This is a genomic window from Halobacteriovorax vibrionivorans (assembly GCF_003346865.1).
GTDB lineage: Bacteria > Bdellovibrionota > Bacteriovoracia > Bacteriovoracales > Bacteriovoracaceae > Halobacteriovorax_A > Halobacteriovorax_A vibrionivorans.
Map to the genome: position 1 here is coordinate 1,099,947 of NZ_QDKL01000001.1, position 15,705 is coordinate 1,115,651.

The following is a 15,705-nucleotide window of genomic DNA, read 5'->3' on the forward strand; positions in this document are numbered from 1 at the left end:
AAGTACGCTTAATATTATTAAATTTTATAATTTGATATAATAATTTTAAGTAGTTAGTAAAACTTTTGGCCGAGGTAGAGTGTCTAAATTAACGGAATTTCACATTCAATTGAATGAGAGTCTTCTATTGAAAAATTCGATTGAATTTAATTCATGGATTGATTCAATTTTAAAATACTATAAAAAGATTCCAATAGAAGAATTCAATATCTATAAGAATTTTTACTTAAAGAGTTTAGTTGAAATTATTTATGCAAATCAATTAGGCAAACTACATCGCTTAGATAAATTACAAGAAAAATTATTCCATAAACTATTTAATCAAAAAAAAGTTAATCGTCTCATTGAGTTAAAAGAATTATTTCAAAGGGTTGGTATTTCAACTACTGTTGAACTAGAGAATTTGATAAATAGTTTAATCTTTTTAAAATTTGATAATGAAGACAGATTAAGTACTTCAATTAATACTGCAATTTCAAATCCTGAAGTATATTTAAAATTTGAAAATATTAGAAAAACTCTTGTGGACAAGGTCGAACTACTTGATCCTTTAAACTTCATTGAAAATATCTTTAAAGTTATTCCAGTGATCTTTGAATCTAATGAGTGGAAGGATTTATTTTATAATTATGCACTTAATACTAATGATCAAGAGTTTGTAGACTCATTCAATTCAATTTTAGAAGATCACGAAGTTTATAAGAAGATAACGAAAAAAGAAAATAATACAAAGAAATCAACAACAGAAGTGAATATACATATGGATTCTTCTGATAAAGACAAGAAAGACTTTCTTGGAAGTATTGCCACTCTTCGCGAGAAATTGGTTGAAGGATGTGAAACCAAGCAGGAATATGTAAATACACTCTATGAGATTTCGTATAATTATAAAAGAATTGGTGCATTTGAAAGGTCTTACTTCTTTGCCGTAATCGTTAACCGTCTCCATCCTGGTTATCGCAATGTAGGAGATCTTCTAAAATAATGAAAGTAATGAATAAATTCCTCATTGTCTTTACCATTGTTTTCACAATTATTGGTGTCGGTGCTTGGAATTTTATTCAGTCTCAATATGTTTCCACTATCTTGAGTGAGTATATAAATAATAATCTAATCTCTAATGAAAATATCCAGTTGAAATTCTCAAAAGTTTCAGGGGGCTTCTTTCCTCCGAGAACAATACTAAACAATGTAAATCTAGTCGTTAAAGATGAAGTTGAGATACAGGTTAAGGATGTGTCAGCTGTTTTTTCTATTATGAGTTTATTCTCATCTGAGATTAAGTTTAGTCGTGTGTCTTTCGATGATGGGTATATTGTCTTAAATCAAATTAATACAAAAAAAGAAAATGACGAAAAAGATGACATTGGCCATTTTGAAAGATTAACTCAGATCACGAAGAAGCTTCCTTTTCAAATTAATCAAGTACAAATTATGAACTCTGATTTTTATCTTGAACAAGCTGATGTGAATATTCCTATAAGCTTTCTTTCAATAAGTCCTTATGAGAGCAGTTTTGATATTGTTCTTGATATTGAGCGTTTTTATTGGAACGGCCTTGCTGTCGATAACCTTTTTCTTGATGCCGAGATTGTTGAAGAAAGTATTAGGCTAAGAAATGCATACGTATTTGTTAAGGACTCAAAAATTACTGGTACTGGTAAGTATGAATTTAAATCGCGAAAGATAGATGCAGATATTGAATATCGTGTAAACTTTGATAGTTTCTATTCTTTACTTAAAAAACATAATTTAAATCTAAATGGGCTAGTTGAAGGAAAAGCAGACCTAACGGGTGATTTAAGTCTTGAAGGGCTGTACGTTAACGGTAATGTCGTTGGTGACAACATTAGCTCTGATTACGTTATTGCTGAGAAAGTAAATACGTATTTCACTTATCATAATAAATCTCTTGTGCTTAGAAAGTTAAAAGGTTCAGTGAATAAAGGAACATTCAAGTTATTAAATGATCTCACCTTAGACTTTAAGTCAAAGAAAGTTGTGGCAACGAATACAAGTGTTGAATTAAGTAATCTTCATCTCAACGATATTCTATATTTTTTAGGTGATGATCTGGAAATGTTAAAAGGTCGAATTAACGGCGTTGTAAATTTAAAGATGAATGGTGGTGGCGACTTATTTATTACGTCAGACTCTTTAAGGCGCTTAAGTTTTACTAATCTTTCATTGAGGCCATCGAATACAAATATTCTTAATATGAAAGAAGGGAAAATTAATTCTTTATCAATTATTATTGATAATCGTTTTGCAATAGAAATTGATGCAAATATTAATAAATCGCACCTCTTAGCGAATGGAACTATTAAAGGAAAAGCTGTCGACTTTAATGTTGAAGGACGAGGGCTTGAATTATCAGACCTCGGTGGTGAGGTCGGCGCAATTGGTAGTGGCCGCGGTGATATTGATATAAGAATAAGCGGTAAAGACGAAGTCTTTATTGATGTCACATCTAAAGATGTTAATAACCTAAAAGTATATGACTATTTATTTGAAGGACCATCAAGTGTTAAAGCTCGTTATTCAATAAATAGCAATAAGATATTCATTGATAGTATTTCAAATAATGTCAGTGGAAAAACTGATTTAAATGGTTTTGTCGATATTCCAAAAGAGTTACTTAATCTTGATTTGAAGTTTACAGAATTAGATATCGCTACTTCTAAAAGAAGATTAGATCCAATCTGGAAAGATATAAAACTATATGTAGAACCATTTGCTGGAATTTTTAATGGTAATGCAAATATCAGTGGTAGCTTCAATAATATTAAAACTACTGCAAATCTAACTTCTTCAAAAGTGAGCTTATATAACGAAGCAATGGATAATTTCGCGATAGAAATAGCCGTTGATAAAAATCAAATTGATGTTAAAAACTTATTCCTAAAGAAAGGGGTATCGAGTTTGTCATCTGATTTTGCCTATCGTTATGATAAAGGTTTTGATCGAGTCAATCTTGTAACTACTCCTATTAAGTTAAATGACTTCTTCAGATATAGAGATATCGGTCTAGGATATAATGGCTATTTTTCAATCAATTTAAATGCCAAAAGAGGTAAGAACTTTAAAGGGAATGGATCGGCATATTTAACTAGAACTAAAATTGGTAACGAGGAGATTGGATCTTCAGAGCTGGAATTTAAATTCACAGATAGTGTTATTGATTTTGATTCTCAGTTTTTAAATGGAGAAATTGATCTAGAAGGGATCTTAGATCTTAGTAAACAATACCCTAAAGTTGATCTTAACTACGATGTCGATATACCAAATTTAAGAACTTTTCTAAGTGTTATTTCTGAACATAATGCATTTAACAATCAACTAAATGGTTTTATGCAAATGGCCGGTCAAATTTCATACGACTTCAACTCTGATATGCCAGTTAGTGCAACTTCTATAATTAATCAATTTCATCTGAATAATTACGGAAGAGATCTTACCTTAAGAAGACCGACGCAAATCGAAATTGAGCAATCAGAAATTAAAAAGTTAAACTTTCTACTAGAAGGTTCGGGGGGGCGCTACTATGTCACAGGAACAGGTAACGTTGACAGCCGATTTGAACTTATACAAGAACTTGATATAAATTTAAGCTATTTGACCTTACTCACAAGTGAGATTGAGCGAATACTTGGTAATATTAAAGGAAGGGGTATTATTTATGGTAATCGAAGAAATTACGATATCTCTCATTCTTTTTCTACTTCTGGATTTGGACTAAAGTTAAAATCCATCCCATTAGAGATAGCCAATGCAAATGGTATTGGTGCATATCGTGATAAGAAGATCCTAATAAATTCATTAAGTGGTGAATTAGGCTCTGGTCGATTTGATCTTTCAGGTTATATTAAAGCGAATTTCCCGTTCCCTGAAGTTTATTTAAATGCTGACTATAGTGATGTTGGTTATCAAGTTGAATCTCGATCTCTCATAAATACAGACGGAAAGTTAAGCTTTTCAGGTAAAAGTTTTCCATACCTTGTTAAGGGAGATGTATTTGTAAACGGTGGTCTTGTTGAAAATGAGTTCAATGACTTTAAATCCACATCTGAATATAACAAAAGCTTAAATAAGTATATTACCCAAACAAAGAGGGGTATTCCCGACTTGATTAACTTAGATATCGATCTAAAGATCAAAGAAACTGTGCGTGTACGTAATCGACTTGCTGACCTTTTAGTTGCAGGTGATCTTTCCATAAAAGGACAATTCAATAATCCTGAAATGCAAGGACAGCTAATTATAGTTCCTGGAGTCAGTAAGTTTAAATTTAGAGGTAATGACTTTATCCTATCGGAAGGCGTAGTCTATTTTACAAGACAAGAAAATCTCGATCCAATAACTTTAAATCTTTTGGCAAACTCTACAATTGGACAATATGATATTGAGATGGGAATTACCGGTTCTGTCGAAGATATTTCAATTAACCTAGAGTCTAATCCATATTTAACTCGCGATAATATATTCTCGCTTCTCACTTTAGGAGTAACTTCAGACTTTTCGAAGAACTTAGAGGATAGTCAACGAACTAACTTAACAACGATTGGTATTGGAACCTTCTTAGTGGATCAATTAAATATTAATGAAGGACTTGACTCTGCTCTTGGATTAAAACTTAGTGTTCTTCCTGAATTTTCTGAAAGCTCTGATAGCCCGATTGAGGAAGCTACAAAGTCTGAACAATCTGTTAAAACTGCTACTAAGTTACAGATTACTAAAAAGGTTAACGAAAATATTGACTTAAAGTTTTCAAATACCTTTGATAGTGAGAATACAAGACAGTCTATTAATGTTGATTATAGTATAAGTGATAAGCTTTCGATTGAAGGTATTTTTGAAAGTGAAGATGATACAAATAATAAAGAAAGGACAGATGGTTCAGCTGGAGCCGATATAAAATATAAATGGTCATTTTAAAATTATTCATATTCACATTGTTTTGTTTTAGCACTTTTGCTGCTAAGACGATTCATATTGACAATGTCGATGTTGATTGTACTGGTCGCGAGGAATGTCTATTTATTATTGAAAGCTTCAAGAAATACGAAGGTAAAGACTTAACTCGTTCGGAGATTGAGTCAGCGGTACGCTTTGAGTTGAGCAAACCATATTATAAGTCTTTCTTTTATGAAATAAAAAATAACAATCTGAAAATTGTCGCAGTGACTAAGCCTAAAATATCTAAACTAAACGTTGTTGGAACTGATTCCGTCCTTAATCGTCGTATAAAAAATGAATTTACACTAAAAGAAGGTGATTACTACGATGCTATTAAAGTCGAAGAAGGACTTGAAAAAATTGGTGAGTCGTTCTTTAAGAAAGATGCAAAAGTTGGAACAGTTAAAACTAAACTTACAGAAGATGGGTTAAATTTAGAAATTACTTTAAATAAGAGTGGAATAAGGCTTTTAGAAATAATTAGTCTTGAGGGGATTGATGGTGCAAATCTTGATCAAGCTAAAAAGTTTTGGAATAGGATTAAAGGATCCTCTCTAGACTTCACAAATTATAAGAAGATGTTACAGGAGTACCGAAACCTTTTAATCACTGAAGGCTTTTGGTTATCAAATGTAAAAGAAGAATTACATGTCTTAAATACTGGAAACTATAAATTAGTTTTTAAAATAAAATTAGGCCATCGTTTTGGGATTAGTTTTTATAATAATAAGCGCTTAAGTCACAATGAACTTTTTAATCATGTTAAGAAGTATATTCAGAATAATAAAGGCCGATTTGATGATATTTCATTGAATCGCCACTTAGTTAATTTTTATCGTGAGAATGGATACTATTATGCTAAATCTCAAATTAACGAAGCTAGAGGTAAGGACAGATTTGGTAATAGTGTTATAAACTTTTACATTACAATAGATGAAGGCCGAAAAGTTGAAATAACTAAAGTTAATTTCACTGGCAATAATTTCAAAAGTCTCGATGAATTAGAAAAAGCTTATTCTGAGAGTAATTCTGATTTATTAAAAGCCGATTATTTACATGAGAAAGGTCTTGAAGATGCTTCTGAAAAAATTAAAGAGATCTATGTTAAAGATGGGTTTATATTTGTAAGTATTGAAAAACCTAAAATTGACTTCATTGATGGTGGTGATTCGGCCATTGTGTCCTTTTCAATTTCAGAGTCAGCACAATATAGACTGAGTAAAATAAATATTGAAGGTGTTGATGACAAAGAAGCAGTCTATTTTATCAAGGATGCACTTAAAAATAAGATTGGAAAACCATTTAATGTTGTTCATATCGATGAGGATCTCAAAGCTGCAATTAATACACTAAAGAGTCGAGGATTTTATTTCAGCTCATATTTAGAAAAGCGTCCTAAGAAGATTGTGACCGTAAATTCCGCTACTAATGAGATTGAGCTTAACTTAAAGTTCTCACTTGGAGTTAAAACATATCTTGGAAATGTTATCGTTACAGGTAATTCGAAGACAAAGGATGTTGTCGTTAGAAGAGAGCTACCTCTTAAAAGAGGGGATCTCGTCACACCAAGGGCGATGAATGAGTTTGTTAATCGCTTAAGAGAGCTTGGCCTATTTTCAAATGTTAATATCTCATCATTTGTTGGTGAAGAAGTTTCGGAAAGTGAAAAGTATTTAAATTTTGTTATAAAAGTTACTGAAAAGGACTTTGGACAAGCAGAAATTGCTCCTGGGTTCCGAACAGATCTCGGTTTTAAATTTTCGACAATGATTGCCTACAATAATATCCAAGGGATGAATCGATCTGTTATTTTCAAAGCACAAACAAACTGGAGAACAGATTTTGACTATTTAGATGAGAGAAGATTTGATGAGTCAAAGAAGTTACTTGAGGGACTCGTGCAGTTTCAATTCATCGAACCATATCTCTTCTATGATTGGCTGGGCTCCAAACTAACTTTTAAAACAACAGTTAAGTTTGAAAGAAAGCGCTATTCAGATTTTGATGCTGATATTTACAGTATTGCCCCTCAACTTTATAAACAATTCTCTGATGTGCTCTCTACTAGTCTCACATACGAGTTTGATAATGTTAGGCAATTTGATGCCACAGATGAGATTGATGAAGATAAGTACTATATTGGGGCCATAAGACCTGAAGTCACTCTAGACTTTAGAGATAACTCATCAATGCCTAGAAAAGGTTCTTGGTTTAACTTCTCATGGGAGTTTGCAAATCCGTATCTTGGCTCTCAAAAAGAAAATGATCTAACAATCAACTATAATAAGGCGGTTATTAGAAATTATAACTATATCCCGTTGGGTGATATTACTCTAGCGACATCAATTACCCTTGGATATGAACATAACTTTTCAGATGATCTTATTACTGATGATAGTGGAAATATAATTATCGATGCTGATGGTAAGCCACAAACTTCAGGTTATATTCCACCTTTAAAAGTTTTTAGACTAATTGGACGAGACTTTCTGAGAGGATATAGTGATTTTGAAAGTGGACGATTATCAGATAATTCTTATATTACAGATACCACTGTAAGAGGTAATGCTTATTTATTTAATTTTAGAGTAGAGCCTCGTTATTATCTTGGTGACTATTCTGCTATTGCTATCTTCTTTGACGCAGGTCGCGTTTTTGTTGATAAAATAGATGAATTTGAATTATTAAAATCTGTTGGCCTAAGTTTCAAATTATTCACCCCAATTGGTTCACTAGATTTTGATTACGGTGTTAAATTAGATCGAATCGGTGGAGATTCATTTGGCCGTTTTCACATAACAATTGGCCAATTCTAGCCATTCATTTAAAATCAGTAACTTATAGTCGAAGAAAATATTACGCATGGCCAAAAAAAATAACATTTACCCATTGTATTATTGGTCTAAATTGTTTAATATCTGCCGAAACCCGTTACCCCACAAACAACGGAATTATGGGCCTTTATAGGTCCTAAGTGTTGTAAACAAATCATTTTATTCTGATGATGCGTTTACGTTTTATTGATTTTTAACATTATTAAAGTGGAAGGTTACTATGTACACTGAGAAATCATTTGTGTTAAAGCCAGCAGATGCTGACAAAAAATGGCACTTAATTGATGCTACTGATAAGGTAGTTGGACGTTTAGCAACTGAAATCGCTAATGTATTAAGAGGGAAGAACTCACCGAAGTACACTCCTCATACAGATTCTGGTGATTTTGTTGTTGTTATCAACGCAGAAAAAGTTAAATTTACTGGGAATAAGTGGAACGATAAAGTTTACTACAGACATACAGGTTATGCTGGTGGACTTAGAGAAAGAACTGCTAAAGAGCAACTTGAAAGAAAACCAGAAGCGATTCTTATGAACGCTGTTAAAGGTATGCTTCCAAAGAACTCACTTGGTAGAAAACAACTAACAAAACTTAAGGTTTTTGCTGGATCTGAGCACGCACATAGCGCTCAAAACCCAGTAGAATACAAATTCTAGTAAGAGGTTATTATTATGGCTAAAGGAAAAACTTGGGATTCACAAGCAGTTGGTAGAAGAAAATCTTCAGTTGCTAGAGTTTATATGGCTGCAGGGACTGGTAAAGTTGTTGTTAATAATAGAGATATCAAAGAGTACTTCACAAAAGGTACTGACAGATATGTTGTTAATCAACCACTAAACCTACTTAAACTTGCAGATAAGTATGATGTTAAAATTAACGTAACTGGTGGTGGAACTACTGGTCAAGCCGGTGCTGTTCGTCTTGGTATTGCAAGAGCAATCCTTAAGATTGATGCAGAACTTAGAGGCGAGCTTAAATCAGCAGGATTTCTTACAAGAGATCCAAGAAAAGTTGAAAGACAAAAAGCTGGTCAGAAAGGTGCAAGAGCAAAGTACCAATTCTCGAAGCGTTAAGATTTATCTTACAAATTTTCGAATATACAGAAGGCCCTCTTATTCAGAGGGCCTTTCTTTTTTATAGTTAACTGTATAATATTCAAAAAGAACTCAAATATGCTATAAGTCCATATGGCAAAATCAATTAAACTCAAAGGTGTACGTACAAATAATCTTAAAAATATAGATGTCGAGTTTCCTATTAATAAGATTACTTGTGTATCAGGTGTTTCTGGCTCAGGAAAATCATCACTTGTATTCAATACGCTGGCCAACGAGTCTAAAAGACGATTTTTAAATTCAATGCCATCTTCAATGAACTTTTTTGAAAGAGTTCCAACAAGTGCTGAAGTCGATTTAATTGAGCCAGTATTGCCAGTGTGGAGTCTTGCTCAAAATAATCCTATCGTGGGCTCAAGACTCAACTTGGCCGATCAGCTTGAGATCAGTTACGAACTTGCACAACTATATTTTGATCAACAATCTTCAAAGTGTTTAATTCATAATGAAGAATTTATTGATGGGCTAGATTTAGCAATACGAGAGATTGAATCATTAATTTCAGATAAGACAAAAGTCTTACATATCCTTATCGGTAAGGATCATTATCAAGAATGTATATCAGGAATGCCTGCTAGAAGTTTTAATTCTAATGTGCAGTTAATTCGTGAATTTAATGAAGAGGATGCCCAATGGGAAATCTTTCGTCTTAAGCCCAATAAAATATCAAACTTTAAAAAGAAATGGCTTGAGCTTATTAAGAACTCGGCAGTTATGCAATTAAGTGTTTACTTCACTGGAGATGATCAATTACATCATTTCAGCTTAAACGCAAAAGAGTTTTGCCCAAAATGTGATGAAGAGGGACTACAGAGTGCAAGACAGATTAGTGACCTCCTTCCTTACAACGGAATAGGGGCCTGTACTGAATGTAAGGGTTATGGATCTACACTAAGTTATGATGTTAATAAAATTGTAAAGTATCCCAAAAAGAAGATAAAAGACGGTGCAATTACTTTCTTAGATTATTCTAAATATAGTGCCTACTACAAGACTTTTATAACTGAAATGAAGAAGCTTGGTGTTAGTGATAATGAACGTTATTGTGATGTAAGTGATCAGGTTGAAGATCTTCTTTTAAATGGTGGTGGGCGATTCTATGGCGTTCTAAACTTTCTTTATGCTTTAGAGGAAAAACGTTATAAGCGATCTGCTAGAATTTTTCTTCGAAAGATGCAAAGTGAAAAAGTCTGTCATATTTGTTACGGGAGAAGACTTTCTCAAAGTGCAATGGCCCACTGTGGACAAGTTGAGAATATATCTACTTATGGTGATTTATTATCTCTTACAGTCGAGGGATTATTAATCGAATTAAAACATCTTGATGAAAATAATATTATTAAAAAAGTTAAAGATAAATTGGCCGTTGCAGTTGAATTAGGTCTGGGGGATTTTCCCTTAATGACAAAATTAAAGTCATTAGAAACAAGTGAATATCAAAAATCATTACTCGTTCGTTACTTAAGTTTTAAAGGAAGTGGTTCTTTATTTGTACTTGACGAGCCGAGTCTTGGGATGACTATTGAAGAACAAAAAGTTCTCTTAAAATATCTAAAAAATCTTTCAAGAAATAATACTGTAGTAATGGTTGAACATAGTACTTATTTACAAAATGGAAGTGATAAGACGATTCATATTGGGCCAGGAGCAGGACACCTTGGCGGTGAAGTTGTAGAGATTAAAGGTAAATCAAAGAAACAAAAGGAATTAGTCTTAAAGAAGACGAAACCTAGTGGAAAGCTTACTTTTAAAGATATTGAGTTTGAGGACAAAAAGTATAAAAAGATAGAATTCAAATTAGGCACAATCAATCAGGTTTTAACGAATGTTGAATCTTTCGATAAAAGACTAATTATAAATGCATTATTTAATGAATTAAACGAAGAGTTATTTAAAGAAAAATATAATTTTGAGACTGATTATGAGATCGGTTCAATTGATATCACAAATGAAATTCAAGATATTCATATCTATGAAACTCGAATTGAAAAATCCACAAGTCGCTCAACTGTGGGAACGACATTAGATCTAACAGGTAATGTTCGAAATTATTTCACTAAACTTCCTGTTTCAAAGTCCTTAGGTCTAGAAAAAGGGCATTTTTCTAAGAATTCTAAACTTGGTCAATGTAGTGTTTGTGAAGGAAAAGGTGTTCAAGAGATTGATATGCAATATCTTGAAGATGTGAGCTTTCCTTGTGATGAGTGCGGTGGAACTGGTTTAAAGAAGTTTTACGCCTCAATTACTGATGGTAAATATACAATCATTGAAGCGAGTGAAACTCCTGTATCAACTTTATTTGAGACAATACCAGCTACACCAAAAATAAAAAGAACACTTGGTTATTTGAAATTACTAAATCTTGATTATCTAACATTAGATCGAACAATACCCTCGCTATCAGGTGGTGAACGTTTAAGAGTGAAGCTATTAAAGGCCATTGATAAGAAGGTTAGTGATTCGATTATCGTACTAACAAATATTTCATATGGTTTATCCATGAATGAGCTAACTTCTATTTGTGAACTTCTTCAAGGACTTACAGATCAAGGAAATACATTAATTATTTTAGATAACCACGAAATCTTCAGTAATTTCAATCAGATAAAGCTTGATTAAAAGGTTAAAGTATTAGGCTCAATAACCGATAAGATTGGTATGATAAAGGCCTTTGTGACTCTATTTCTTACTATCTTTTCTCTGACATCATATGGTGCAGAGTTATTTGAAATCCCGTTAAGTAAACAACTGTCTGAATCAAATGCCATTATCATGGGCGTTTATCAAGATAGCTACGTGAAAAAGCTAAATAATGGAAAAATTGTTACCAATGTCACATTCAAGCTTGAAAAGTCTGTTGGGCTTGGAAATAGAAAACAATTGAGTAAGAATTCTTTTAATTTTGTCTACAATGGTGGCCAGTGGCAAGGAATCAACTATCCAAATGAAAATATGCCTCGATTTGTAAAAGGTCGTCGTTATATAGTTCTTCTCGTAAAAGGTGAGCAAGAGTTCTATCCTTTTTATGATCGCCTAGGTGTCTATACTGTCATAGGGCGAGAAGGTGAGGAAGAGGTTGTCTCACAGGCGTTTCCAGCAAATGATACATTTGGTGCAAACTCTTTAAGCACCTTCAGTTTATGGGTAAGTACAGTCTTTGGAGAGAGCTTAGAAGGGCTTGGCTCTGATAAGGATATTTACAAGAATAAAAAATCAGGCCGTCGAATTGCCTCAATCAATGAAGAGAAATCAAAGAATACCGCATATAAAATTCCTGTATATTGGCTTGTTATTATTTTTGGATTGCTTGGTGCGGCACACTTAAGAAAAACAAAAGCCTAATTCTGAAATTTACTATTCTTTTTTCACGACCAATTTAGTAAAATTTTAAGTAGTTATCCCATGGAAGGTAAATATGATGAATATTTTAAAAGTACTTTTACTAATTTCAATTTTTTCAATCTCAAACACGGCAAACTCACAAGACCTATTAAATGAGAGAATTCGAAAAATTCCAGAAAAGAAGAGATCAATCTTCTTTAAGAAAGGAATTTTTCACTCAACAAATAGCAATACGAGTTCTGTTTTAAAATCAATTAGACATGGAAATGGTTCAAGTCGAGGTTATGAAAGACTTGTTTTTGATTTTAAGACGAAAGAGGCCCCTCGTGTATATGGTTACAAGAGTGAGAAAGAAAATAAAATCTATATTGATTTCTTTAAAACTAAACTAGATAAGAAAGTTGGCTCTTTTGGAACATCTAAGCTTGTTAAAAAAGTTGATTTCTACCCAGTGGGAGATGATACTCTTTCAGCAGAGCTCGTTATTAGTGGCCAACATTCAATTGATGTATTTACCTTAACTAATCCAGGTCGTCTGGTTATTGATATTAAAAAATAAATGGTGTGAAAAAATATGAATGAATACGAAGAATATAATGTACAAATAAAAGACTCTTCAGGAGAGGAAAAGTTTCCAGAAGATGTTGTGATTATCCCAATTATGAATAGTCCAATCTTTCCTGGAATGATTGCACCTATTATTTTAACAGAAGATAAATTCACTGCAGAGTTAGATGAGTATCTTATTAAAAGTGGATATCTTGCTCTAAACCTTGTTAAGAACGATCTTAAAAACGATGATGGCGAAATAGATCCAACAATTCAGGATGAAATTGATAATCGTGAAATTACATCAAAGGATATCTATAAAGTAGGTGTGCTTTGTAAAGTTGTTAAGCGATTAAAACTTCCTGATGGTTCTGTTAATGTTCTTGTTCATGGTATCAAACGCTATCGTGCTTCAGATATTTATGAAGAGGCACCACTACTTAGAGCTAAGTATGAAGTCTTTGATGACATCTTAGAAGAGGATGAGGAACTTGATGCATATACTCGTTCTATCATTAATCAGGTTAAGAAACTTAGTGAGGTAAATGCTTACTTCAATGAAGAGATGAAATTAGCAATGATTAACTCATCTTCACCGGGGGCGCTTGCTGACCTCGTGGCATTTGCTTTATCTCTTGATATTCCTGAAGCTCAGGATTTTTTAGAAACTCTTGTTGTTAAGAAACGTTTTGGAAAGTTACTTGTTTATTTAAAACGTGAGAAAGATGTTGCAGATATTCAAAAGAAAATTTCTGATGAAGTTAACGACAAGGTTAACAAGTATCAACGAGAGTATTTCCTAAGAGAGCAGCTAAAGGTAATTAAGGCGGAGCTAGGTCTTGAAGAAGATGATAAAGCTCGTGACATTAGTAAACTTAAAGAGAGAATAATTGAAGCAAAGCTTCCTGAAGATGTACTAAAGTCTGTTAATGAAGAGATTGAAAGATTAGAGGTTATTCCTGATTCATCTCCAGAATATAACGTAACTCGTACATATTTAAATTGGATTGTTGATTTACCATGGTCAAAGTCGACAAATGATCATGTGGATATGCCAAAGGCCCAAAAGATTCTTGAAAAAGATCACTATGGTCTAGAAAAAGCGAAAGAAAGAATCATGGAGTTCTTAGCTGTTAGAAAGCTTAAGCCTCAATTTGATGGAACAATTCTTTGCTTAGCAGGTCCTCCAGGTGTTGGTAAAACATCAATGGGAAGAAGTATTGCAGAATCATTAGGACGTAAGTTTTATCGCTTCTCTTTAGGTGGTATGCGTGATGAAGCAGAAATTAAGGGACATAGACGTACATACGTTGGTGCAATGCCTGGTCGTTTAATTCAAGCGATGAAGCGTGTCGAAGTGAATAATCCTGTTATTATGCTAGATGAGATTGATAAGCTTGGACAATCATTTCAAGGTGATCCAGCGTCAGCTCTCTTAGAAGTTCTAGACCCTGAGCAGAACCATACATTCATTGATCATTACTTAGATGTGCCTTTTGATTTATCAAAGGTTTTATTTATCGCTACTGCAAATTATATCGGTGATATCCCTGAGCCATTATTGGATCGTATGGAAATCATTGAGCTTAGTGGTTATACAATGGAAGAGAAGCTCTCCATTGCAACTAAGTGGGTAATTCCAAAGCAGATCAAGAAACATGGACTTGAGAAGAAAGATATCAACTTAAGTAAAGCAACACTGAAGAAGGTTATTGAAGATTATGCCCGCGAGCCTGGTGTTCGTGTTATGGAGCAAATGGTTGCTAAACTTTGTCGACGTGCAGCCTTAGAAAAAGTAAATGCAAAGAGAAAGAAGGTATTTGCACCTAAGCCAGCTGAACTTGAAGATATTTTAGGAACGGCAAGATATCAGAGTGAAAAGGCCCTAAAGAAATTATCTCCAGGTATGACGACTGGACTTGCGTGGACAGGTTATGGTGGTGATATTCTTTATATTGAAACTCTTTCTTTAAATGGAAAAGGTTTTAAGTTAACAGGCCAACTTGGTGATGTTATGAATGAGTCTGCTAACCTAGCTTATAGTTATGTTAAACAACTTCTTCAAAATGAAATGGATGAATTTTTTAAGATGAAGCCTAAGAGAAAGGCATCGGATGAAAATGAAGAAGAGTTAGAAGACTTTTTATCTGAAAGAGAAGTTCACCTACACTTACCTGCCGGTGCAACACCAAAGGATGGACCAAGTGCTGGTATAACAATGGCCTTAGCTCTTTATACACTTGCTCATAATGTGAAAGTGAAAAGTAACTTGGCCATGACTGGAGAGTTATCTCTTACTGGAAAAGTACTTCCAGTTGGTGGGATTAAAGAAAAAGTTCTTGCTGCAAAAAGAGCAGGGATTACAAATATTATTTTACCAATTGATAATGAAAAGGATTTAAAGGAAGTTCCTGAAAGACACAGAAAAGGAATGAAATTTTATCCAGTAGCGCACTTTGATGAAGTATTGAAGATTGCACTTCCAAAGTTTAAACCTAAGTTTAAGAAATAAAAAAAGCCTCTCGTATGAGAGGCTTTTTTTTATGAAATTTAAATATAAATTAAAATTCGTCTGAATCGTATTCACTTACTGGAGCATGCTTAACTTTTCCAGCTGCAATTTCTCTAAGTGCTGTTACAACATCTTTGTTTTTGCTCTTAACAAGTTGGTCTGCACCATCTCTTAATTGCTTAACACGCTTTGCTGCTAAGTGAACTAACTCGTAACGGTTCTCAACTTTTTCTAAACAGTCTTCAATTGTAATTCTTGCCATTTGTGCACTCCGAAAAATTAAATGTGACTTAAGTTATTTTTATAGGACAAAGCGCTGTTTTTGTCTAGATACTGGACGTAAATATTTAAAATATTTAAAGTATTATTATAATGCTTTTAGTAATTTCAGTAAC

10 protein-coding genes are annotated in these 15,705 nt (G+C 33.2%); 9 read left to right on the plus strand and 1 reads right to left on the minus strand.

Annotation, left to right across the window (positions count from 1 at the left end):
• Window positions 1-79: 79 nt before the first annotated feature.
• The 9 genes from DAY19_RS05390 (at window position 80) to lon (ending at window position 15,310) form a co-directional block, all read left to right on the plus strand.
• A complete protein-coding gene (locus DAY19_RS05390; protein WP_133296890.1) occupies window positions 80-985 on the plus strand; it encodes a hypothetical protein in 906 nt (301 codons plus the stop codon).
• Window positions 985-4,935, plus strand: a complete 3,951-nt coding sequence (locus DAY19_RS05395) for a translocation/assembly module TamB domain-containing protein (RefSeq protein ID WP_114706146.1) — start codon at window positions 985-987, stop codon at window positions 4,933-4,935. The genes DAY19_RS05390 and DAY19_RS05395 overlap by 1 nt, the downstream gene beginning before the upstream one ends.
• Window positions 4,923-7,772: a BamA/OMP85 family outer membrane protein gene (locus DAY19_RS05400; RefSeq protein WP_114706147.1), complete on the plus strand. Its 2,850-nt coding sequence runs from the start codon at window positions 4,923-4,925 to the stop codon at window positions 7,770-7,772. The genes DAY19_RS05395 and DAY19_RS05400 overlap by 13 nt, the downstream gene beginning before the upstream one ends.
• Window positions 7,773-8,010: 238 nt before the next feature.
• On the plus strand, window positions 8,011-8,448 hold the full coding sequence (rplM, locus tag DAY19_RS05405) for a 50S ribosomal protein L13 (protein WP_114706148.1): 438 nt from the start codon (window positions 8,011-8,013) through the stop codon (window positions 8,446-8,448).
• A gap of 15 nt (window positions 8,449-8,463) precedes the next feature.
• Complete coding sequence (gene rpsI, locus DAY19_RS05410) at window positions 8,464-8,865, plus strand: 30S ribosomal protein S9 (protein ID WP_114706149.1); 402 nt, start codon at window positions 8,464-8,466, stop codon at window positions 8,863-8,865.
• A 114-nt stretch (window positions 8,866-8,979) separates the two neighbouring features.
• Window positions 8,980-11,526, plus strand: coding sequence for an excinuclease ABC subunit UvrA (locus DAY19_RS05415; protein ID WP_114706150.1), 2,547 nt, complete (start codon window positions 8,980-8,982; stop codon window positions 11,524-11,526).
• 39 nt (window positions 11,527-11,565) lie between these two features.
• Window positions 11,566-12,249, plus strand: a complete 684-nt coding sequence (locus DAY19_RS05420; protein ID WP_114706151.1) for a hypothetical protein — start codon at window positions 11,566-11,568, stop codon at window positions 12,247-12,249.
• A 73-nt stretch (window positions 12,250-12,322) separates the two neighbouring features.
• Window positions 12,323-12,808 carry a hypothetical protein gene (locus tag DAY19_RS05425; protein ID WP_114706152.1) on the plus strand — a complete coding sequence of 162 codons (486 nt, stop codon included), beginning with the start codon at window positions 12,323-12,325 and terminating at the stop codon, window positions 12,806-12,808.
• A 15-nt stretch (window positions 12,809-12,823) separates the two neighbouring features.
• Window positions 12,824-15,310 carry an endopeptidase La gene (gene lon / locus DAY19_RS05430; RefSeq protein ID WP_114706153.1) on the plus strand — a complete coding sequence of 829 codons (2,487 nt, stop codon included), beginning with the start codon at window positions 12,824-12,826 and terminating at the stop codon, window positions 15,308-15,310.
• Window positions 15,311-15,359: 49 nt separating this feature from the next.
• On the opposite strand, the gene rpoZ is transcribed toward lon, so the two are convergent.
• A complete protein-coding gene (rpoZ, locus tag DAY19_RS05435) occupies window positions 15,360-15,572 on the minus strand; it encodes a DNA-directed RNA polymerase subunit omega (RefSeq protein WP_021267614.1) in 213 nt (70 codons plus the stop codon).
• Window positions 15,573-15,705: the final 133 nt, after the last annotated feature.